General features: G+C 36.7%; 21 protein-coding genes and 2 other annotated features. All 21 genes read right to left on the bottom strand.

What is annotated here, in order from left to right; genetic code table 11:
- Positions 1-269 precede the first annotated feature (269 nt).
- Positions 270-845, bottom strand: a complete 576-nt coding sequence (locus ACE1TG_RS01770) for a TVP38/TMEM64 family protein (protein WP_375050632.1) — start codon at positions 843-845, stop codon at positions 270-272.
- Positions 846-925: 80 nt separating this feature from the next.
- Positions 926-1195 carry a DUF1294 domain-containing protein gene (locus ACE1TG_RS01775; RefSeq protein WP_375050633.1) on the bottom strand — a complete coding sequence of 90 codons (270 nt, stop codon included), beginning with the start codon at positions 1193-1195 and terminating at the stop codon, positions 926-928.
- A 61-nt stretch (positions 1196-1256) separates the two neighbouring features.
- Positions 1257-1613 carry a 50S ribosomal protein L20 gene (gene rplT / locus ACE1TG_RS01780; RefSeq protein WP_375050634.1) on the bottom strand — a complete coding sequence of 119 codons (357 nt, stop codon included), beginning with the start codon at positions 1611-1613 and terminating at the stop codon, positions 1257-1259.
- A 64-nt stretch (positions 1614-1677) separates the two neighbouring features.
- The gene (gene rpmI, locus ACE1TG_RS01785) at positions 1678-1875 is read right to left on the bottom strand and encodes a 50S ribosomal protein L35 (RefSeq protein WP_209479354.1); all 198 of its coding nucleotides are present in this window, start codon (positions 1873-1875) and stop codon (positions 1678-1680) included.
- A gap of 21 nt (positions 1876-1896) precedes the next feature.
- Positions 1897-2400, bottom strand: a complete 504-nt coding sequence (infC, locus tag ACE1TG_RS01790) for a translation initiation factor IF-3 (RefSeq protein ID WP_375050635.1) — start codon at positions 2398-2400, stop codon at positions 1897-1899.
- Between the two features lie 142 nt (positions 2401-2542).
- Positions 2543-2668 (bottom strand) — a sequence feature (ribosomal protein L20 leader region).
- Between the two features lie 156 nt (positions 2669-2824).
- Entirely contained in the window at positions 2825-4771 is a 1947-nt protein-coding gene (thrS, locus tag ACE1TG_RS01795) for a threonine--tRNA ligase (RefSeq protein WP_375050636.1), read from the bottom strand.
- A gap of 136 nt (positions 4772-4907) precedes the next feature.
- Positions 4908-5129, bottom strand: a binding site (T-box leader).
- A gap of 65 nt (positions 5130-5194) precedes the next feature.
- Entirely contained in the window at positions 5195-6052 is an 858-nt protein-coding gene (gene ytxC, locus ACE1TG_RS01800; RefSeq protein ID WP_375050637.1) for a putative sporulation protein YtxC, read from the bottom strand.
- Between the two features lie 429 nt (positions 6053-6481).
- Positions 6482-7414 carry a primosomal protein DnaI gene (gene dnaI / locus ACE1TG_RS01805; protein WP_375050638.1) on the bottom strand — a complete coding sequence of 311 codons (933 nt, stop codon included), beginning with the start codon at positions 7412-7414 and terminating at the stop codon, positions 6482-6484.
- 11 nt (positions 7415-7425) lie between these two features.
- Positions 7426-8760 carry a replication initiation and membrane attachment family protein gene (locus ACE1TG_RS01810; RefSeq protein WP_375050639.1) on the bottom strand — a complete coding sequence of 445 codons (1335 nt, stop codon included), beginning with the start codon at positions 8758-8760 and terminating at the stop codon, positions 7426-7428.
- A 46-nt stretch (positions 8761-8806) separates the two neighbouring features.
- Positions 8807-9277: a transcriptional regulator NrdR gene (nrdR, locus tag ACE1TG_RS01815; protein ID WP_375050640.1), complete on the bottom strand. Its 471-nt coding sequence runs from the start codon at positions 9275-9277 to the stop codon at positions 8807-8809.
- A 25-nt stretch (positions 9278-9302) separates the two neighbouring features.
- Positions 9303-9704, bottom strand: a complete 402-nt coding sequence (locus tag ACE1TG_RS01820) for a cytosolic protein (protein WP_375050641.1) — start codon at positions 9702-9704, stop codon at positions 9303-9305.
- An 870-nt stretch (positions 9705-10574) separates the two neighbouring features.
- The gene (gene speD / locus ACE1TG_RS01825; RefSeq protein ID WP_375050642.1) at positions 10575-10955 is read right to left on the bottom strand and encodes an adenosylmethionine decarboxylase; all 381 of its coding nucleotides are present in this window, start codon (positions 10953-10955) and stop codon (positions 10575-10577) included.
- A 160-nt stretch (positions 10956-11115) separates the two neighbouring features.
- Positions 11116-12147 carry a glyceraldehyde-3-phosphate dehydrogenase gene (locus tag ACE1TG_RS01830; RefSeq protein ID WP_375050643.1) on the bottom strand — a complete coding sequence of 344 codons (1032 nt, stop codon included), beginning with the start codon at positions 12145-12147 and terminating at the stop codon, positions 11116-11118.
- Between the two features lie 185 nt (positions 12148-12332).
- Positions 12333-12938, bottom strand: coding sequence for a dephospho-CoA kinase (coaE, locus tag ACE1TG_RS01835; protein WP_375050644.1), 606 nt, complete (start codon positions 12936-12938; stop codon positions 12333-12335).
- A 13-nt stretch (positions 12939-12951) separates the two neighbouring features.
- Complete coding sequence (gene mutM / locus ACE1TG_RS01840; protein WP_375050645.1) at positions 12952-13779, bottom strand: DNA-formamidopyrimidine glycosylase; 828 nt, start codon at positions 13777-13779, stop codon at positions 12952-12954.
- A gap of 14 nt (positions 13780-13793) precedes the next feature.
- On the bottom strand, positions 13794-16436 hold the full coding sequence (polA, locus tag ACE1TG_RS01845; protein ID WP_375050646.1) for a DNA polymerase I: 2643 nt from the start codon (positions 16434-16436) through the stop codon (positions 13794-13796).
- A gap of 69 nt (positions 16437-16505) precedes the next feature.
- Positions 16506-16631, bottom strand: a complete 126-nt coding sequence (locus tag ACE1TG_RS01850) for a hypothetical protein (protein WP_375050647.1) — start codon at positions 16629-16631, stop codon at positions 16506-16508.
- Between the two features lie 381 nt (positions 16632-17012).
- Positions 17013-18377, bottom strand: a complete 1365-nt coding sequence (gene pnpS / locus ACE1TG_RS01855) for a two-component system histidine kinase PnpS (protein ID WP_375050648.1) — start codon at positions 18375-18377, stop codon at positions 17013-17015.
- Positions 18377-19069 (bottom strand): response regulator transcription factor, encoded by a 693-nt coding sequence (locus ACE1TG_RS01860; protein ID WP_375050649.1) that lies wholly within the window; start codon positions 19067-19069, stop codon positions 18377-18379. Before ACE1TG_RS01860 ends, pnpS begins: the two co-directional genes overlap by 1 nt.
- 248 nt (positions 19070-19317) lie before the next feature.
- Positions 19318-19794 (bottom strand): MaoC/PaaZ C-terminal domain-containing protein, encoded by a 477-nt coding sequence (locus tag ACE1TG_RS01865; RefSeq protein ID WP_375050650.1) that lies wholly within the window; start codon positions 19792-19794, stop codon positions 19318-19320.
- 226 nt (positions 19795-20020) lie between these two features.
- Positions 20021-20959: a malate dehydrogenase gene (mdh, locus tag ACE1TG_RS01870; RefSeq protein WP_375050651.1), complete on the bottom strand. Its 939-nt coding sequence runs from the start codon at positions 20957-20959 to the stop codon at positions 20021-20023.
- Positions 20960-21116 lie beyond the last annotated feature (157 nt).

Here is a 21116-nt window from a genome sequence, read left to right on the forward strand (position 1 = left end):
GCTGCGGAAATACACTTCGCTTTCCGTTGGCAACGCTTCAGCTTCCTCGGAAGCAAAAACCGCTTCCTGCGGGATCTTCAGCTGTTGCTTTTCCCGCAGGAGTCTCCGTGTATTTCCTACGCTGGGGTCGTGCCCATGGAAAGCGAAGTATTCTGCCGGAACGAATCGAAGCACTCAGCCTTCATTAAAAATAGGAAAAGCAGCAAAAAGCTACGTCTCATTATATATCTTATATGACAGACCTAAACTATGAGTTGATTGCGATTCCTTTATTGTGTACTTACCTGGAAAAAATCGTTCCATTTAATAATAATTTCTTTTCTTCTTAAAATGTAAATTAGTGGTAGCAATGCGACTAAGAATATGAGGATATACATAGGGGATAAACTGGATATCCATTTGCCAACGGATGTATAAACGAAGGCTAACGGAATGTTTGAAAATAATGATGACCTGGTGTAATCCTTAAAGTTTGCAGAAATCTCTATTAAGCATAAGGATAACAAATGAAAGTGAATGAAAGGCACGAGTCGCAATATTGCGATTTGGGATGTGGTAAGCTTGGAATTATTGCCAATTATTTTACGTTTCAGATTTACCAGCTTATTAAAGGTTTTTGGCATCCAACGAATTACACCATAAAAAATGATACTGGATAATGTAATACCGATGACTGAGTACAGTGTTCCTGCAAAAGCTCCAAAGAGAATTCCACCTGAGATACAAATAAATACAACCGGAAGAAAAAATAATGGCCTTAATAAATGACAACCTATAAATAAAATCGGGGCAAATAATCCACCCGTTTCAATAAATGCCAGTAAATAATTGCCAAATAGCTCCATACCCAACCTCCTTCGTTAGAGCATGCACTTGGTAATCATATTAGTACATGTATATGACAAGAGACGAGCCTTTATGACATCTAATATGTTATATACACCAATAGAATTATGTGAATGACAATTAACGTTGGCATTCCTAAGATAAATAAGCGATGTTTCGTTTTATGCCGATAACGCTTCATCCCTAATAACGCCCCAAAGGCTCCACCTAAAATCGCAATTCCCCAAAATGTACGTTCAGGTATCCGATATTTATGTCTTATCGCCTTCTGTTTATCTATCCTCATTAACATAAAAGCTAACCCATTAACACCAATAAGAAATAGGATAATAATATTTATTTCATTCATCTTTACACCTCTGATATAAAAACACCAAACCCAGTTCATCTGGATTTGGCGTTTAGTAGTTTTATTTAGTAGCTGCTTTAGCTTTTTCAGCTAATTCTGCAAACCCTTTTTCATCATTGATTGCAATATCTGACAGCATTTTACGATTAACATCAATACCAGCTACTTTTAATCCATGCATTAATTTGCTGTATGAAATATCATTCATACGTGCAGCAGCATTAATACGTGTAATCCATAGTTTACGGAAATCACGTTTCTTCTGTCTGCGATCACGATATGCATATTGACCTGATTTCATAACCTGTTGTTTTGCTGTTTTAAATAGAGCACTCTTTGAACCATAATAACCTTTAGCAAGTTTTAGTACGCGTTTACGACGTCTGCGCGTAACTGTTCCACCTTTTACACGTGGCATAATAATTCCCTCCTAATACAAATAAAAAATAGTGTAATGTCTTTCTCGTTCGGTGTCTCAATGCTTATTTGTACGGAAGCATTGTTTTGATTCGTCTGAAATCACTCGCAGAAACAACTGTTGATTTACGCAGTTTACGTTTTTGCTTTTGAGATTTATGAGCGAACATATGGCTTGTATAAGCGTGTGAACGTTTTAGCTTCCCTGAACCGGTTTTGCTGAAACGTTTTTGAGAACCTTTATGGGTTTTCATTTTAGGCATGTTAAGTTCCTCCTTGAGTTGTTATTTTTCGTTTACTGGAGCAAGCATCATGAACATGCTACGACCTTCCATTTTTGGTTTGGATTCGATTGTAGCAATATCTTTTACTTCGTCCGCAAAGCGGTCAAGAACTTCCCGACCAAGCTCCTTGTGTGTAATCGCACGTCCGCGAAAGCGAACAGATGCTTTTACCTTATCACCTTTATCAAGGAATTTTCTAGCATTTTTTAACTTGGTGTTAAAATCATGCTCTCCAATTCCAGGAGTAAATCGTACTTCTTTTACATTAATAACTTTTTGTTTTTTACGTGCTTCTTTTTCTTTCTTTTGCTGTTCAAAGCGATATTTCCCAAAATCCATGATTCGACATACTGGTGGTTTTGCATTCGGTGCAACAAGAACCAGATCAAGATTCCTGGTTTGAGCGATATCTAATGCTTCATTACGAGATTTCACTCCAAGCTGATCACCATTTGAGTCGATAAGTCTTACTTCTCTAGCACGGATTTTTTCATTAACATTCATCTCTTTGCTAATAGCCAGCCACCTCCAAATAATTGTAGTGTTACAGATCCAATATTGACAAGCAAATTTTAGTAACTTGGCTTATCGCCAGTCCTTATAGCGTAAATCGCACTTATGCAATAAGAAAGTTTTGTACTTTCTAAACTGCAAAAAAGTGTAGGTACAATACTGCACCCACACTTCTCCATTAGTCTATTAAAAGAGTTAAAACCAGTCAACTGCACGAATGCGTCAATCAGGTGAGAAGCGGGTGCTTCTACTTGTCTCAGATCATTTAATTTTATTCAACTTTAATAGAATAGCATGTATTTCCTATTCTGTCAACAAGATGATGAAAAAATACACGCTTAACCATTATTTATCACAAATTTACCAGGTTATAAACCCTAGTAGACCTGGAAAACGAAGTACTTTGATATAAACTTTATTTTCTGCGTAATTCCCTGGTTGATACTTCATCTGTGATTAATTTCTCAAACTTATCGTAAGCAATTGTCTCAGACTCTTTCTCACCATAACGGCGGAAATTTACTGTATTCTCTTCAATTTCATTATCTCCCAGAACTAAAGCAAATGGGACTTTTTGTGTTTGTGCTTCCCTTATTTTGTAGCCAATCTTTTCATCGCGTTCATCCACTGCAACCCGAATACCTTGGAATCTTAATTTTTCTTCCACTTTTTTTGCGTAATCCATGTGGACTTGAGGTGACACCGGAATAACTTTCACTTGTACTGGTGCCAGCCAAGTTGGAAACGCTCCTTTATATTCTTCTATGAGGAAAGCAACAAATCTTTCCATTGTTGATACAACACCACGGTGTATAACCACTGGTCGATGTTCATTACCATCCTCACCTATATACGTCAAATCGAATCGTTCAGGCAACTGATAATCAAGCTGAACAGTGGACAGCGTTTCGTCTTTACCTAAAGCCGTTTTCACTTGGACATCAAGCTTCGGACCATAGAATGCAGCTTCGCCTTCAGCTTCTACATAATCAACCTTCATTTCTTCCATGGTTTCTTTAAGCATAGCCTGTGCTTTCTCCCACATTTCATCATTATCAATGTACTTTTCCTTATCTTCTGGATCACGATAAGAAAGGCGGAAATAATAATCGTTGATTCCAAAATCCTCATATACTTTTTGCACTAGTTCAACAACACGAATAAATTCTGCTTTTAACTGATCTGGACGGGCAAAGATATGTGCATCGTTAAGTGTCATAGCACGAACACGCTGTAGCCCTGCCAAAGCACCAGACATTTCATGACGATGCATTGTACCCAGTTCAGCAATTCTGACTGGCAGATTACGGTAGCTGTATAATTGGTTTTTATAAACCATCATATGATGCGGACAGTTCATTGGACGAAGTACTAAATCTTCATTATCCATTTCCATTGTTGGAAACATGTCATCCTGATAGTGATCCCAGTGTCCACTTGTTTTATATAAATCAACACTTCCAAGCACAGGAGTATACACGTGGTCATAGCCTAAACGCTCTTCTAAGTCTACAATATAGCGCTCAATGGTACGGCGGATTGTTGCTCCTTTTGGCAGCCATAATGGCAGCCCCTGTCCAACTTTTTGTGAGACCGTAAAGATTTCCAATTCTTTTCCAAGTTTACGATGGTCACGTTCTTTTCTTTCTTTGAGAATGCGTAAATGTTCATCAAGCTGTCCTTGCTTTTGGAAAGCTGTTCCATAAATGCGCTGCAGCTGCTGGTTATCGCTGTCACCACGCCAATATGCTCCAGAGATATTCAACAGTTTGAATGCTTTGATCTTACTTGTTGAAGGAACATGAATTCCGCGGCATAAATCAAAAAATTCCCCCTGCTTATATATTGTAACTTGTTCATCCTCTGGAATAGCATCAATCAACTCAAGCTTAAGGTCGTCGCCAATTTCCTTAAACATACGCTTTGCTTCATTCCGTGAAACCTCGACTCGTTCTATCTCCAGGTTTTCCTCAATAATTCGATTCATTTCCTTTTCAATCTTGGGAAGATCCTCAGGTGTTAACGTATGTTCCATATCCATATCATAATAAAATCCTTCTTCAATTACAGGACCTACCCCGAAATTGACATTATCATATAACCTTGTAACAGCTTGGGCCAATAAATGTGCTGTTGAGTGGCGCATAATGTCAATTCCATCGTCACTCTTGTATGTAACGATCTCGATTGCACCACCTTGTTGGAGTTGACGCCTTAAATCATATAATTCTCCATCCAGTTTAATCGCCAGTGCTTGTTTTTTTAGTCCCGACGAAATAGAACTCGCAATCTGTTCGCCAGTTGTACCTATGGGAAATTGTTTGTTTGCTCCATCTGGGAAAGTTATCGTTATTTCAGCCATTAGTAACACTCCTTGTATGTATTCTATTTGAATATTTTCTAATATGGCTTTGCTCTCTTAGCTACACAGTTCGATACTAACAACAAACAACTAGAAAACAGCCAAAATTAAAAACACCCATCCCTCTGCATTTAAGCAAAGGGACGAGCGTTGGTAACATCGTGGTTCCACCCTATTTCCCGCAGTCGTTTGCGGCTCATAAATCTTTAACGCAGACTCTACGCTGCTATTTACTTCTGTTCAATAGCAGAGTTTAAAGGTGGTAATCATTTGCATGGCTATGGAAGTTTTCAGCCAACGACTTCCTTCTCTTATCTATCCAAAAACCAAATGATTTTGTCCTTATCATTACTTTTAAATTCGTTAAAATTATATATAAATCGTATTATAGCTTCTGTTGACAATAAAATCAAGCTTTAATAATTATTTTTTTAAATAATATGGGAATGGAAAGCTGCTGACAGGCTGAAATTCAACCCTTTCCTGAAAGACGTTGATTACAGTTAATGTTTTTGGTTCAGAAGGATGGTCACCATAAATTTTTATTTTTTCTGGTGCCATCGCAATTAATGGCGCTAAATTCAACTCGTCAGCATCCAATCCTACAATATAGAGTGGCTCTTTTTGCATGAGCATTCTCAGTTCAAGCTTCGTAAATCGCTTCCCACTCGGTTTATAAAAAGAAAATTGCTCTCCTTGCAGTATATGGATGGTATTGTAAGACGGCTCCCTTTTAACAACGTATTCCCGGAGCATATCAACAAACGCCTGATGTTCCTCCTCTCGTTTAAATTCATCAATTGCCAGCCCGACAAAATTAATAAGCTGGTCTTTAAATACCTTCAATTGAAACTTTACAATTGAATCATAATGAACTGTTTCAGTGTTCTTAATGTTAGCTATAAATAATGACTCCAGCAATTGACTTGGATCCTTATTCTTCCTAACATTAGCACTATCAGCATCATCACCGGAGAATATCCAGTGGGTTATATCCAATATGCGCTCTATTTCATCCGTGCTTGTATAATAATAACAGTCTTTAATTATCCCGTTTATCATGTTTGTCAACCGATGTGTCACAAATACTTCAACCATTGATTTTGCTATGGATTCCATTGATTCATTACCAGGTGCCTGATAATCAAGTATTAAATGATTCCCCCATTCTTCACTAGTTTTCCAATGCAATTCAATCTGTTTGTTATACTGAAATAAATGCTCACAAAAACTAATTACTTCTTTATCCGATCCAAAATAAACTTCCAGCAAATAAATCACCCTCACCCAAGAACCAAACTGTTACATTATATGGACATACATGTGAAAAAATGTATAATCCCATAAAACTAGTAAAGTTAGTAATCAATGGAAGGCAAGTACCCGTGAAGTTATCTTATTCCTTCACAGTTATAATCGTATCTCACCAGTGAAAAGAGGCATAAAATAAATTATAATTTATGCCACTAAATGACGCTGAGAAACGATTGTCTTTATAAGAAGTAGCTTGATTTCCCTCTTATACTTTGGTTATTTGACTCTATTTGTGTGAAATAAGGTTACCTTGTATCCGCAAACCTCAAAATTTTATATATGAAAAATAATTTTAGTTATAGTTAATGCTGCATATTCAGCAATCATGATGGTTTCTTAACTACTAAAAAAACTAGCATAAAAGGTTAAACCTTTTCATGCTAGTCTAGTGATATTCTAAGTGTCGCGGCGATTTTCTCCTGATAGTGAAATTTCTTTACTTACTTGTTTTATCCGCTCGATAATGCGACCCGCTTTCACTGTTTCAACTCCACCGCGATTAGATCGGCCAAGCTGGTCTTCCAATTGTTCCAGGCTGTAGTTAGATGTAAAAAATACTGGTAACTTTTCCATCATTCGATACTGTAAAATAGAACCTAGTATCTCGTCCCGGAACCAAGCTGATTGTGTTTCGGCCCCAATATCATCCAAGATGAGTACATCTGCTTTTTTAAAGTAATTTATCTTTTCATTTATCGAATCATCTTTAATTGAACTCTTTATTTCCCGAACAAACTCTGGCATATAAATTAGCATAGATGATATATTATATTCTTTTAATGCGTTTGCCAGAGCTCCAAGCAGGTATGTTTTTCCAACACCAAAAGGGCCGTAAAAATAAATGCCTTTAGCAGGGAGTCCTGATTTCGTTTGTTCCAGAAAAAGGAGTAACTGCCTGATTCCACTACCTCTTTCAGGATCATGATCAATATCACTTATAGCAGCATCCAGTATTTCCTTGGGCATATATAAACTCTCAATTAACTGCTGTTGCTGCTGTTGTTTTTCATAATCCAATCGAAGGTGACACTTTTCATATGATAGATGAATTTCATTATCCTTAACATGTAAAACAGGCGAATAGCCTTGTAGCATATTTTGGCATTGTTCAAAGGATTGACACTTATCACACTGCTTGGACTGGGATTTATATTCATACAACTTTATAAGATTTTTCTCAATTTCTTCTTCCGGTAATGTAGGATGATATGACAAAAATTCTTTTATTTCAGGATCATTTAAAACTTCCTGCTTAATTCGTATATAGTTGTCCTTAAAATTTTTATTTTCTTGCATCCATTTTTTTAATTTCGATTGAACCGGCTTCATTTTTATCATCCTTATAAATGATTATTCTTCTTTTTGGAGTACTTTCGCAGTAATGTAGCTGTTTCTTCCCATTCCTTTTGTGTATCGGTACCAGACTGATTTGAGTTAGCTTGCTTCTTCTTTTTCCGTTCTTTGAACCAGTCAGGAACAACCTCATTGGATTGGGGCTTTTTATAATTTGATTTATTGGCTTGTCCTTTTTGGTATCGGCCTTTTTCACTCTTAGCAAATGCCATTGCTTCCTTAGCTGTCTTCAGGTTAGCGCGTGACCAATGACTTGCTATCTTTTCTAAATATGCTCTCGACAACTTCATATTTGATTGCAGTAAAACATAGTGGATAAGTACATTCATCACCGGAGAAGGGAGACCTTGAGTTGTCATAACTTCACGAATTACCTTCATATCCTGAGCAGATGCCTGACCACCACTCGATAAATCTTCGAGCAACTGCTTTGGTGATATCTTTTCCAGTTCAGTAATAAGCTGGTCTTCTTTCGTTGTTGGATTACTAACAGTCTCATTTGTTGAGTGTACTTCTTTTTCCGTAAGCCTAATATCTGTTTGATTGTGTTTATTCCTAAATAAATCATGGCAAGCTTCTTTAAACTCGTTACGATTAAGCGAATTTTCATCCGTTAACGCCCATAATACAGATTTTTCTACTTCATAGGTTGCTAAATCATATAAAGTCATCATTTGGGATATTAACTTTCTGTTTTCCGAAGTCAACACTCTATTAGCCGGAACCATGCGCTGCTTAAGCATTTGTTCCATCCATGTAAAATCAATTGCAGCCTCTGTGACTGATTGGTCTTGATCATCAATCACTTCCATCCCTTCCAGATATGGCTGAAACGTTTTAAAAACTTCATTAAAAGAAGCTGTTATGTTAGCACCTTCTCTTTTTCCATGTTCGGTGTAGTATTCTTTCAATAATTCAAATTTAGTTTCACCAATATGATGGTATAGTAATTGGGCCAGCATTTCATCTGTGAAAAAATTCGCTGGAGAAAAAGGACTTTGTATTTCATAAATATATGAATTCCGTTCATCAGTTTGATTCTGAAACGTTTTAAGTAGTCCAATGCCTTCGAGTTTTAACCTGGCTCGATAAATATCATCTAACGGCAGGTTCATATAGTTCATTAGTGTATGATGTGTTTGGACTGATGACCCATGTTGAAATTCAAGTTCGTTCAATAGGGTTTGATATAACGAAAATGCTTGTATACCAATTAATGGCTGGTACAAGTGAGTTAACGACTTTGCATAATCAACTGGCAAATTTCCTTTAAACAAAACACGATACCCTTCGATTGGCAAAATTTTTCCGATATGACTCATTATTCTAACCCTTTCTCTTCTCCAAACATGACACTGAACTGGTTATTCAGGTGTTTTCGTTCTTATCTGTTTTAATTAAGTCTTTTAATTCATCTAAAAATACAGTTAAATCCTTAAATTGCCGATAAACTGATGCAAATCGAACATAGGCGACTTCGTCAACATCTGAAAGCCGATCCATTACCATTTCTCCTATTTCTTTACTGTCTATTTCTGATACACCAGTATTACGCAATTCTTTTTCAACATCAATGGCAATTTCTTCAATTTTTTCTAGTGGAACCGGACGTTTTTCGCATGCTTTAATCAAACCGCGTATTAATTTTTCGCGGCTGTATTCCTGTCTTGTGCCATCCTTTTTCACAACAATTAACGGGACCTCTTCAATCCGTTCAAATGTTGTAAAGCGAAACCCGCACTGTTCGCATTCTCTGCGCCTGCGGATCGAGCGAGCTTCTTCAATTGGCCGTGAATCCAAAACCTTTGTACTTTTATAGTGGCAATTTGAACATCTCATGTCGTTCAACCCCATTCATTTTCTGCTACCGACTCTGACTATTCGTATTATTAATGATAGGCAGCTCTTTATTTACTTGCTGATATAGTTGCTGGATAATTTTCGTACTATAACCTAAATCAAACGGAAATACTGACTCAGTTGTAACAGAAAAATCAATCGCTGTCTGGTGAGGTCTCACCATAATTACAGTCGCAACAATAAATGCTTTTTTCCCTTTAATTATAGTAGCACTAATTTCACCGTGATCCTTGGAGATAGCATTGATGCGATAGTTTCCGTTATTATTAAAATAATTCTCCAGCATGCTTAATCCTTTATCTCTTGTTGTTTTATAGTAATGTGTTTGGAGCGACGGATCAACATGATTCTCATTTGTTTCAGCATGATTACTGAAATATTTTGCAGTCTTTTGACGAAACGACATTTCGTACACCCCATCCGAAAATTAGTACATATGTATAAACTTCTAAATTGTATACTATATATCTATTTATTTTAACATGTTTTTTGTAAATCGACTAATTATCAAAAACTGACATATCATCAATTCCTAATACAGTTAGCCTTCATTGTAATTATTTTCATAAGTCAATAAAAAAGCAGTCTTTGAAGGGATAAGAAAGGCAGACACACTACTTGAATTGACTTGGACCAACGTTATGTATTAGACAGAAACTGCGAACTAAATTAAAGTTACCAAGTTGTATCATTTAGTGAGTATCCCTAACGACGCAGCTGGAATATACTCGCGCACCTAGGGCTCACCACGAGCCTCCGACGCATAGGACGTGCTAGTGCAGACGTTGCCACAGGACGTGATGTACTTAGTCTGCCTCGCTCGCAAAGAACGCTCCCTGTGGGGTCTCTTTGGATCGCTGTCCCACAGGAGTCTCGCATATTCCAACTGCTAGTTTAGTGGTATAAAATCTTTTTTTAAAGTTCTTGTAAGCAAAACCATGCGTAGGAAATACACGGAGACTCCTGTGGGAGCTTGCGCCTAGATGAGACTACGCAGCGACGTAGGTGCGCCAAGTGTATTTCCGAAGCGGTGTCATAGCACTTAGCATGTTAGTTCGCAGTTTATATATTATGTGTACAAAAAATTTCTATTAATGCTGTCAAGGCAACAATTAAAAAATATCAAGATGGCTGTTTGAGATTATTTTATAGATGCGAAAATTGAATGATGATAATAAATTTATGAAACCGACTCAGTTAAGTAAGAATTGATAATTTCCTAACTGCGAAAAAAGGATTAACCATTAAATTCGGTCAATCCTTCTCTCCATTCTATTTATAACATTTTTTGAAATGGCTGCACCTTAACAGGCCCCTTACCTCTTTTTACTTCAACATGTTCAAATGTCTCGGCCTCTAATGCTTGTATAATATAATCTACGGCTACATTTGGATCAATGGTATTACTGCATGTATAAACATCAATACTTGCATAGCCATGTTCAGGAAAGCTATGGACTGTTAAATGCGATTCTGCAATTATTACTACACCACTAACGCCATGTGGCGCAAATTTATGGAAGGCAACTTCACGTACTTCCGCTCCAGCCTTTAATGCTGCATCAACGAAGATTTTCTCAATTTGATCCATATTATTTAAGATATCTATATTACAATCCCATAATTCAGCAATAACATGTCTTCCCATTGTGTCCATTTAATGATTCCACCTTAATACAAGTTGAGTATCTTCTATTTGCAGCTATATTCCGCTACTGAGGGAAGTAAGTTCAATAAGATTCTAACCCTTTAAGCAGGTATCATTTACTATAGAAGTTATGGAAAAGTATAAACTTATTTCTATTTACTTGCAATATCTAAGAAATTTTCATTTGAGGTTGGTTAATATAGTTCCCAACATATCTGGTCAGATCAATTACTCGTTTTGAGTAGCCCCATTCATTATCATACCAAGCCAATACCTTAACCTTGTTATCTTCCATAACCATCGTTGATAGTCCATCTATAATTGCAGAAAAACCTGTTGATGTATAATCTATTGAAACAAGTGGTTCATCACTATATTTAATTATTCCTGCAAGTTCATTCTCAGCAGCTTTTTTAAATACCTTGTTAACCCCTTCAATTGAGACGAACTCTTTTACATCAATAACCAAATCAATTAACGAGACATTAGGTGTTGGAACCCGAAGCGCCATACCATGAAGTTTACCGTTCAGGCTGGGTATTACTTCCCCTAAAGCTTTGGCAGCCCCTGTAGAAGTTGGAATAATGGATTGTGTACAACCCCTCGCTCTTCGTAAATCTTTGTGCGGATTATCTAGATTTTGTTGATCATTTGTAAACGCATGAACAGTTGTCATTAAGCCGTTTATAATTGAAAAGTTGTCATCTAATACCTTTACTACTGGTGCAAGACAATTGGTCGTGCATGAGGCATTGGATATTACATTATCCTCTTTTGGATTATATGTGTTCTGATTCACACCCATTACAATTGTTTTGTCAACCTGTTTACCCGGTGCCGTGATGATAACCTTTTTAGCTCCTGCCTGTAAATGTAAACCAGCATCTTCTTTTGTTTTAAATTTTCCTGTTGCTTCTACAACTACATCGATATCTAATTCTTTCCACGGTAATCTCTCGGGTTCACGTGCACTTGTTAAAATAATTTCCTTCCCATCAACTTCCAAACTTTCATGAAGCGCTTTCACTTCTTTGTCAAAAATACCATGAACACTATCATACTTTATCAAATGTGCAAGTGTTTCTGGAGGATAGCTTGCATTTACTGCGACAACCTCTATCTGATTATCTGTAATAGCTTGACGAAAGACCATGCGCCCAATTCGTCCAAATCCGTTAATTGCAATTCGGGTTTTACTCATTTGTAGTCCTCCTATAATATGTTATACTCTTTTAGTTTTTTATCATAAATAGTATAACATATTTATATGAAAATGTGCTTAAAAGTTGATAAAAGCCTAGGAAAATTTATTCCTAGGCTTCTTTCGCAGTTAAGAAAACATAATTCCTATCTTATAGCATAGTGCAATTAAGGATTATCTATCTATTAAGACTCATTTACATTCCATTTTCTTAAAAGGGCTTCCAGCTGTCTATATGACTCTTGCTTCGTTCCATTGTTGTCAATTACAGCATCAGCAAGATTTGCTTTCTCTTTTACAGGGATCTGGGCGTTAATTCGTTGATAAGCTTCTTCCTCTGAATATTCATCACGTTCCATTAGCCGCCGCGCTTGGACTTCTTCGTCCACGTATACAACAACTGTTCTATCGACAAAACCGGTTAATTTACTTTCAAACAGCAATGGAATATCAAGTACAACACAGTCAGCTCCAGCCTCTACATAGCTATCTCTTCGTTCCAGCATCTTTTCTCTTACAGCAGGATGGACAATTCCATTTAATTGTTTACGTTTTGTCTCATCATTAAAAATAATCTTGCCCAATTTTTTTCGATCAAGCGTCTTATCATCACGCAATATTTCATTTCCAAATGTATCTGTAATTTGCTCATACGCTTTCTCTCCTGGCATTACAACTTCACGTGATAATTTATCTGCGTCAACTACTGGTATATTGAAATCATCAAACATTAACGATATGGTGCTTTTTCCGCTGGCTATACTTCCAGTTAAACCAATTATTAGTGCCATTGATATACCTCACTTAATATTTTTGACAGGAAATGCAAACGTGTGTACCACGTCCCCCAATTTTCATTTTTACTATTGGTCTTCCACATTGTTTACATGGCTGATTTTCCTGTCCATAAACAAATAGTTCCTGTTGAAACATCCCCATTTCGCCTTGTCCATTTACATAGGAGCGGATTGTCGTACCTCCCTGGGCAACTGCATCTTTTAGTGTAAGAATAGCTTGTTCTTGTATTGCTTTGACTTCCTTTTTGGATAACCTGCTTGCCTTTTTCAAAGGATGAACATTTGCTCTGAACAACGTTTCGTCTACATAAATATTCCCTAATCCAGTAACAATACTTTGATCCAGTAATGCTGCTTTAATAACGCGCTCAGTCTTTTTGAGTTTTTTATAAAAATAATCAAGTGTAAATTTTTCATCAAACGGATCAGGACCTAATTGATTCAGTGGCTTATGATTGAGTTCGTCACCTTTATTAAAAACATGCATGGTTCCAAATTTACGCACATCATTATAACGAAGCTCTTCCCCATCGGTAAAGCCAAATACAACATGTGTGTGCTTTATCATTGGTTCTTCAGATGGGTGCACACTGTACTTACCTTCCATACGTAAATGAGAGACAAGCACAGATTCATCTAACTGAAATAACAAAAATTTCCCTTTACGTTTTATGTCATGGATTGTTTGTCCAGTTACTATATGCTTGAATTGCTCCGTATCATCAGGTCTTTTTATAATATTTGGCCAAAGAACTGAAACATCTGCAATGGTTTTGTTTATAACAAAGCGTTTTAATGTATTTCTGATTGTTTCAACTTCTGGTAATTCCGGCATGTTCCTGATTCTCCTTATTTTGCATCAAACCAGCTATCCCCATATGCATAATCTACCTTAAGCGGGACAGACAAATCTACAGTATTTTCCATTATAGCTGGGACAATTTCTTTTAATTTTTCAATTTCGCTCTTTGGTGCTTCTATAATTAATTCGTCATGTACTTGCAAAAGCATACGTGCTTGCAAATTCTCGTCCAGTATCTTCTGGTGTAAATCAATCATCGCTTTTTTAATAATATCAGCTGCACTACCTTGAATTGGTGTATTCATGGCAGTTCGTTCAGCAAAAGAGCGAAGATTAAAATTTCTGCTCGTTATTTCCGGAAGATACCTTCTGCGCATCATAAATGTTGTAACATAGCCCTGATGTTTTGCTTCCTGAACAATTTCATCCATATATGTTCTAACACCCGGATAACTTTCAAAATAACGCTCGATAAACTTTTTTGCTTCCTTACGAGTAATCCCTAAATTTTGAGATAGTCCATAATCACTTATCCCATAGACAATACCAAAGTTAACTGCCTTAGCCTGCCTGCGCATATTTGCTGTCACATCATCCTTTTCCACATGAAAAACGTCCATCGCAGTTTGAGTATGGATATCAAGGTCATTTTTAAACGCAGCAACTAATTTTTCGTCTTTTGCAATGTGTGCAAGTACGCGTAGCTCTATTTGCGAATAGTCAGCTGCAAACATTACCCAGTCCTCTTTTGCAGGGATAAATGCCTGTCGAATTTTACGTCCTTCCTCCAGCCGAATAGGAATATTTTGCAGATTAGGATCAATTGAGCTCAATCTGCCCGTTTGTGTTAAAGCCTGATTAAAGCGTGTATGAATCTTATTAGTGTCACGATCCACTACTTTTAACAATCCATCAATATAGGTCGATTGCAGTTTACCTAACTGCCTGTACAAAAGTATTTTTGGAATAATTTCATGTTCGGATTCTAACTGCTCCAGAACATCAGCAGCAGTAGAATAACCTGTTTTTGTCTTTTTGATTACAGGAAGTTCCAGCTTTTCGAATAAGATAGGTCCCAGTTGTTTAGGAGAGTTTAAATTAAATTCCTCACCTGCAAGTTCATATATTTCTTTTTCAATAGTTTTTAAGCGTTCCTTAAGCGAAACTCCCATGTCCTCTAGTTTTTCTACATCAACCTCGACACCATTATGCTCCATTTCGCCTAAAATAAGAGCTAAAGGCATTTCCAGCTCTTTTAAAAGCTCAAATTGCTCGTTAGCTTTCAATTGTTCTTCCATTTTATCTTTTACATTAAAAAGTAAGTTGGTTTTTCGGACAACATGTTCTGCAAGTATATCCTGTTCCGGTACTTTCATTTTCGCACCTTTTCCGTATACTTCCTCATCAAATAAAACATCCGTTTCGCCTGTCCGATGTGCTATTGCAGGGATATCATGATTATTTTCAGATGGATTGAGCAAATATGAGGTTAGTAACATATCGAAGGTAATTCCTTTAATATGAATTCCTCCATTTAATAGTGCAACCAATGTTTTCTTTGCGTCAAAAACAACTTTCGATCTATTTGCATCCTCTGCCCATTCTTTAAATACTTTTGAGTTCAAGGCCACTTCCGTTGGGATAAAATAAGCATTAGAGTCATCTACAATTCCAAATCCTTCGATTGGAGCTTGGTGGTAACTGTCGCTAAGCATTTCCACTACTAGTGCAGCTTTACTCTCTGTAAAAGTTCCTTCAGCTACTTCGTTAAGAATGGTGTAATTAATTTCGCTAAGGGATTGATTATTATTATCTTCTTCAGTAGTTTCGCCAGTGAGTCTGGTTAACAAGGAAAGGAATCCCAAATCTTTAAAAATGGCACTTACATCTGATTGCTGATACCCTTCATATGTAAGGTCATCGGTAGATACTTTTATCGGGGAATCACAGTTGATTGTAACGAGCTCTTTACTCATAAATGCTTCAGTTTTATGGGCAACTAACTTTTCTTTTAATTTCTTGCCACTGACTTCATCCACGTGTTCATAAACATTTTCAAGAGTTTCATATTGTTTTATTAGTTTTGTTGCAGTCTTTTGACCAACTCCCGGAACTCCTGGAATATTGTCTGAACTATCACCCATTAATGCTTTAAGATCTATAATCTGATCTGGGTTAATCTCCATCTTTTCTTTCATAAACGATGGTGTATACGATTCAACGTCGCTTAATCCCTTTTTCGTAAGGCTAACAGTAACTTCATCTGATACTAGCTGCAACAAATCCTTATCACCGGAAATAACCGTTACATCCCAGTTATTGTTCTTTCCCTGTCCTGCAAGTGTTCCGATTATATCGTCTGCTTCATATTGATCCAGCTGGTAATGCGGAATCTGAAATGCATCCAGTACTTCCTTTAATACAGGAAACTGTTCTGATAGTTCAGGTGGAGTCTTTTGCCTGCCGCCTTTATATTCCTTATATGTTTCGTGACGAAATGTCGTCTTCCCAGCATCAAACGCAACCAGCATATGCGTTGGCTTTTCATCCTCAAGAATTTTAAGCAGCATTGTTGTAAATCCATAAACAGCATTTGTATAGACACCTTTATCATTATTTAGTAATGGTAAAGCAAAAAAGGCGCGATAGATAATACTATTTCCATCAATTAAGACAAGTTTGTTTGACATTATAATCCTCCAATTATACCGTGAATTAATTAAACACATTTTATCATGGTACGTTCGAAAATAAAAAAGTTACATTCGTTTCCTCATTTCTTGTAATTCATCTTCCAACTTTCGGATTCGCTTCTGCATGTTATAAATAACAGGTAAATATGCAATAACTATTATAATAATAACACCAATATTGCCTATTTCCATATCACAATCTCCTCCAAGAAACACTTTATGCCAATAGTATAACAAATAGGGGACCTGTTTGTTTCTTTAAATTACTTTTTATAGGGGGTAGGGGGTTTTTCCTAAAATGGGTCAACGAGACATAATATCTAAAGTGGTTCTCTAACCACGCAGTTGGAATATACTAAAACCCAGCGAAGGAAATCCACGGAGACTCCAGCGGGAAAAGCAACAGCTGAAGATCTCGCAGTAAGCGGTTTTTGCTTCAGGGGAATCTGAAGCGTTGCCCTAAGGTTCACGGAGTGTATTTCCAAAACGGGATCACAATACTTAATTATTTTTCAACATAATGTCGCAACATATAGAAAAAAGCTGCCCACCTACCTTAAGCGACAACTGCAGTTATTTTGGCAAATATACATGAAACGTTGAACCGTTATTCAGTTCACTATCAACCGTAATTTTTCCCTCATGTACTTCAACAATATGCTTTACTATCGCTAAACCCAATCCAGTTCCACCAGTATTTCTGCTTCGCGCTTTGTCGACACGGTAGAACCGTTCGAATATTCTTGGGATGGCTTCTTGACTAATTCCGATACCAGTATCTGAAACCTGAATATGGACTATATCTTCAGTATCTGTAATTTCCAGCCGAACTTCACCCTCTTCTGATGTATAACTTAAAGCATTTGTAAGCAGGTTAATCATTACTTGTTTAACCCTTTCCTTATCTGCCTGTATTGTGATGTTATCACCTGCTTCTGCTGTTAACGAAATACCCTTTTGTTTAGCAGATTGATTGATTATAGGTAACACCTCATCAACTATTTCACTCATGTTGAGGGTTGTTCGTACTAACATGAATTCATCTTTTTCCAGCCTTGAGAGCGTTAATAAATCTTCTATCAATCCTTGAAGTCTTTCACTCTCTTCGTTAATGATAGTTAAGAAATTTTCCAGTGTTTCTCTATCATTCATCGCCCCATCCAGTAACGTTTCAGCAAACCCCTTTATTGAGGTAATTGGTGTCTTAAGCTCATGAGATACATTTGCAACAAAATCTTTTCGCATCAGTTCGAGCTTTTTCAAATGTGTTATATCATATAACACTAGGACAGCCCCTTTTAACATGTTACGTTCGTTGAATATTGGGGCGCCTACAATTTCTATGTATTTCTTATCCGCTTCAAATACTTGCGTAAACGATTCCTTTACGTTTTCCTCATATAAAAATGTTTGCTGTACGGTTTTATGAATTTTCTCATTATCCAGTACTTCATAATAAAGAAAACCATTATACTTTTGGGGCTTCCCTCCAAACATCGAAATAAATTTCCGATTAACCAAGTGGATATACCCTTTTTCATCAAGAAGTACCAGTCCACTTTGTGTATTATCGATTACAGTTGACAATTGTTTCTCCTGCATTTGCTCTTGAATGGAAAATTCACTCAGATTCCTTGCTAAAATATTAATTTTATTACTCAGTTCAGCAGCACTTCCACTTGAAGTATGGTGGATACGTGCGCGATAATTCCCTTTTACGAGTTCATCAATCGTATTGGATGCCTTTTTTATTGGTTTCATATATTTGTCGTAAACATGGAGCATAATTAACAATAGAATTATATATTCCACTGTTAAGATAGAACCAAGAATTATATATTCATTTGTAAGTTGACTTAAAACAGCTCCAGAAACGAACACCAGTATCAGAAGGACCATAATGTATGCAAATAAAGGTCTTGAAAATATAACTTTCATTACTTTGGTTCCTCCAATTTATACCCCAGACCTCGTACTGTTTTAATATATGCGGGTTTTTTTGTATCTGGTTCAATCTTTTCACGTAAATGACTTACATGAACATCAACAATCCGTGTATCGCCAACAAAGTCATAGTTCCACACCGCACCTAGCAACTGGTCTCTTGATAAAACTTTATCTTTATGTGCGGCAAGATAATATAAAAGTTCGAATTCTTTCCTGGTAAATGTTAATGTAACACCATTCATTTCTGCCTCGTAGCGGTCAGGATATATAAATAATTGCCCAATTTGAATTGACTTAAAAGCAGTCTCTTCGGATTTTTGTGATCGTCTTAAGATAGCCTTAATACGAGCAACAACTTCTTTAGGGCTAAACGGTTTTGTCAGATAATCATCTGCACCTAACTCCAATCCTAAAACTTTGTCAAATTCATCATCTTTCGCTGTAAGCATTAAAATAGGTGTATCAATTTTATTATTACGTAAGTGTTTGCAGACATCCATTCCATCCATCTCCGGAAGCATTAAGTCCAGAACAATGAGATCATAACTTACTCCCTCTGCTTTTTGGATAGCCTGCAGACCATTATATGCTTCATCTACTTCGAAACCTGCTTGTTCCACATTAAATTTTAATAATGTAACGATTGATGCTTCGTCATCGACAATAAGAATTCTTTTCCCCATCAATAGTCCCCATTTCTATAAAACCTATGATAGTTTAATCATACATTGAACTAACTGCATTGTGAATACATTAGCATGTAAAGAAAAATTTACAAAGCTTTGTATTTTGTTAAGTTCAGGGTAAACTGTGTGATTATCTTCTAACATTTGCTTTCTGGTCGATATATTCCTTTTTCAGCGAATATATTCGTTAGCATGAACAGTTAACAAAAAATACTACCACTAGTCTAGTGATAGTATTTACCCGTTTAAAAGAAATTTTCAAGGGAAGCACCTGTTATGGATTCAGGCTCATATGACGGGCATACATGAAGCTTGCCATGTAAAACGTCATCACCTTCATTGTCATAGCCAACTGCAGATAATGTAACTTGATGATGATCCTGATCAATTGCAATAACTTCCAATGTTATTTTTACTTCCGAATAGTGAAAAACAGGTTTTGGGAATGTCATTTCATGTTGCGTAATATGACTCCCCGGTCCCGGTAAATGCATTGACACAATTGAAGAGACCGCTCCAAATAACATAACTGAAGGTACAATCGGTTGTTGATACGGTGTCTGCGACGCATAATCATGTTGAATATATAATGGATTTGCATCGTTTGTTAATCCTAAATATAATAGCAGATCTCTATCCTCTATGATATGTGATGCTGTGTAGGAATCACCAATTTCTAAATCATTAATTTTTTTACCAAGCTTTCTTTTTTTACCAATCACGTCATCACCTCCACAAATGTAAGCGTTTACTATTATATCAAAAAATAAATATCTTCGCCATATTAAAGAGCTGGGCTTATCGCAAAGTTTTCATGACGATATTCTTATTTGATTACAAATTCATTTTCATGATAGATGGTAGCTGCGCATTCGACAGCTATGTTGGTTTCTTAACGACTACAAAAAAGCTTCTTTTTACAATTAAAGAAAAAAGAAGCTTTTTACCTTATTTTAAAACATCAAGAACATTTTTAACTGATTGTGCTGATTTATCCAATGCAGATTTTTCTTCTTCTGTTAAGTCTAACTCGATGATATCTTCAATTCCGCTTCCGCCTAGTATCGTAGGCACACCAAGGTAAATGTCTTTATAACCATATTCACCTTCTAAGTAGGCTATGGATGGAAGTACACGGCGTTGATCTTTCAGGATTGCTTCTGCCATTACAGTTAAAGAAGCTGCTGGTGCATAATATGCACTCCCGTTACCAAGTAAGCCAACAATCTCCCCGCCACCTTTACGCGTACGTGCAACGATTTCATCTAGACGCCCTTTTGAAATTAATTTTTCTAATGGAATCCCGCCTGCATAGGAATAGCGGATTAATGGAACCATGTCATCGCCATGCCCTCCAAGAACAAATCCTGTTATATCCTTTACTGAAAGATTAAGTTCCTCGGCAACAAATGTACGGAAACGGCCTGTATCAAGTACACCTGATTGACCAATCACACGTTCTTTAGGGAAACCAGATTCTTTAAATGCCGTATATGTCATTGCATCTACAGGGTTTGACAGTACAACAATAATAGACTCTGGAGCATATTTGGCAATATCACCAGCGACAGATTTCATTATTTTAGCATTTGTATTCACTAAATCATCACGGCTCATACCAGGTTTACGGGCGATACCAGCTGTTATGATTACAAGGTCCGAGTCTTTTGTTTCTTCATACTTTGCAGTCCCGGTAATCTTTGCATCAAATCCCTGTACAGGACTAGCTTCAAGCATGTCCAGTGCTTTACCTTTTGTTGGATCTTCCATATCCGGAATATCAACCAATACTACGTCCCCTAGTTCTTTTTGCGCCAACATTAAAGCAGTTGTAGCTCCAGTAAAACCAGAGCCGATAACAGAAATCTTTTTACGTTTAATAGCCATTGTTATTCCCCTTCCAATAAGAAATTTAAAATTAAAGAGTTTAGAAAACATGGCTTGTCGCCAAGTACTAATGGCGAAAACCTTTGTTGCACATCCTTAACTAACCATAGACTAAACAATAGCCGTACCCGGTCGGTAAAAACCTGACCGGGCACTA

This window comes from Virgibacillus sp. JSM 102003, assembly GCF_041949995.1.
GTDB lineage: Bacteria > Bacillota > Bacilli > Bacillales > Amphibacillaceae > Lentibacillus.

Excerpts from the sequence above, each read along its gene's own strand:
- ACE1TG_RS01770 (WP_375050632.1), bottom strand. The coding sequence starts at position 845 with ATGGAGCTATTTGGCAATTATTTACTGGCATTTATTGAAACGGGTGGA.
- ACE1TG_RS01775 (WP_375050633.1), bottom strand. The coding sequence starts at position 1,195 with ATGAATGAAATAAATATTATTATCCTATTTCTTATTGGTGTTAATGGG.
- rplT (WP_375050634.1), bottom strand. The coding sequence starts at position 1,613 with ATGCCACGTGTAAAAGGTGGAACAGTTACGCGCAGACGTCGTAAACGC.
- rpmI (WP_209479354.1), bottom strand. The coding sequence starts at position 1,875 with ATGCCTAAAATGAAAACCCATAAAGGTTCTCAAAAACGTTTCAGCAAA.
- infC (WP_375050635.1), bottom strand. The coding sequence starts at position 2,400 with ATGAATGTTAATGAAAAAATCCGTGCTAGAGAAGTAAGACTTATCGAC.
- thrS (WP_375050636.1), bottom strand. The coding sequence starts at position 4,771 with ATGGCTGAAATAACGATAACTTTCCCAGATGGAGCAAACAAACAATTT.
- dnaI (WP_375050638.1), bottom strand. The coding sequence starts at position 7,414 with ATGAAGCCGGTTCAATCGAAATTAAAAAAATGGATGCAAGAAAATAAA.
- ACE1TG_RS01810 (WP_375050639.1), bottom strand. The coding sequence starts at position 8,760 with ATGAGTCATATCGGAAAAATTTTGCCAATCGAAGGGTATCGTGTTTTG.
- nrdR (WP_375050640.1), bottom strand. The coding sequence starts at position 9,277 with ATGAGATGTTCAAATTGCCACTATAAAAGTACAAAGGTTTTGGATTCA.
- ACE1TG_RS01820 (WP_375050641.1), bottom strand. The coding sequence starts at position 9,704 with ATGTCGTTTCGTCAAAAGACTGCAAAATATTTCAGTAATCATGCTGAA.
- speD (WP_375050642.1), bottom strand. The coding sequence starts at position 10,955 with ATGGACACAATGGGAAGACATGTTATTGCTGAATTATGGGATTGTAAT.
- ACE1TG_RS01830 (WP_375050643.1), bottom strand. The coding sequence starts at position 12,147 with ATGAGTAAAACCCGAATTGCAATTAACGGATTTGGACGAATTGGGCGC.
- coaE (WP_375050644.1), bottom strand. The coding sequence starts at position 12,938 with ATGGCACTAATAATTGGTTTAACTGGAAGTATAGCCAGCGGAAAAAGC.
- mutM (WP_375050645.1), bottom strand. The coding sequence starts at position 13,779 with ATGCCGGAATTACCAGAAGTTGAAACAATCAGAAATACATTAAAACGC.
- polA (WP_375050646.1), bottom strand. The coding sequence starts at position 16,436 with ATGTCAAACAAACTTGTCTTAATTGATGGAAATAGTATTATCTATCGC.
- ACE1TG_RS01850 (WP_375050647.1), bottom strand. The coding sequence starts at position 16,631 with ATGGAAATAGGCAATATTGGTGTTATTATTATAATAGTTATTGCATAT.
- pnpS (WP_375050648.1), bottom strand. The coding sequence starts at position 18,377 with ATGAAAGTTATATTTTCAAGACCTTTATTTGCATACATTATGGTCCTT.
- ACE1TG_RS01860 (WP_375050649.1), bottom strand. The coding sequence starts at position 19,069 with ATGGGGAAAAGAATTCTTATTGTCGATGACGAAGCATCAATCGTTACA.
- mdh (WP_375050651.1), bottom strand. The coding sequence starts at position 20,959 with ATGGCTATTAAACGTAAAAAGATTTCTGTTATCGGCTCTGGTTTTACT.